Origin of the sequence: Streptomyces botrytidirepellens, from assembly GCF_003721215.1 — a bacterium.
Lineage (GTDB): Bacteria > Actinomycetota > Actinomycetes > Streptomycetales > Streptomycetaceae > Streptomyces > Streptomyces himastatinicus.
Window position 1 is genome coordinate 1 of record NZ_RIBZ01000387.1, and the last position, 764, is coordinate 764.

General features: G+C 75.5%; 1 protein-coding gene. It reads right to left on the bottom strand.

What is annotated here, in order from left to right:
• Positions 1–51: 51 nt before the first annotated feature.
• On the bottom strand, positions 52–764 hold a 713-nt coding region (gene lepB / locus EEJ42_RS31105), incomplete at its 5' end, for a signal peptidase I (protein WP_246097513.1).

Consider the following 764-nt stretch of genomic DNA (forward strand, 5'->3'; position numbering starts at 1 on the left):
AGGCCCGCCCGGCGGGTGCCGGAGCGGGCCCCGGAGCGGGGACGTCCGCGGCTACCCACGCGCACCGCCCGGGACCGCGCCCGGCGCCCCGCCGGGCGTGGGGACATGTGCGAAGACCTCGGGGCCACGGATGCGGGACCACCGGCCGAACGGCCAGCCGATCCAGTCGGCCCGCCCGATCACCTGGTCCACGGGGACGGTGCCGCCGCCCGGCTCGCCGAGGTGGTCGCGGGAGTCCCGGGAGGCGCTGCGATGGTCGCCCATCACCCACAGCCGCCCCTCGGGCACGACGGTGTCGAACGGCACCTGGGAGGGGGTGTCCCCGGGGTACAGATAGTCCTCGTTCACGGGCCGGCCGTTCACCTCGATCCTCCCCCGCTTGTCGCAGCAGATGACCCGGTCACCACCGACGCCCACCACGCGCTTGATGTAGTCGGTCTCGGCGGGCTCGGCGAGACCGACCGCCGCGGCCGCCTTGCGCAGCACACCGGTCACCGGGTTCCCGGACGGCCCCTCCTGGAGGAAGGAGCCGGTGCCGTCGAAGACGACAACGTCACCGCGGCGCGGATCGTCCCCGAAACGGTATGCGAGCTTGTTCACCAGCACCCGGTCCCCGGGGCGCAGGGTGGCCTCCATGGAGCCGCTGGGGATCTGGAACGGCTGCACCACGAACCCGCTCACCAGCAGCACCAGCGCCATGGAGACCGCCGCGAGGAGCGCGCCCCGCCGCCACGGCCGGGCGCCGGGCGCCCCCGCCCGCGGGC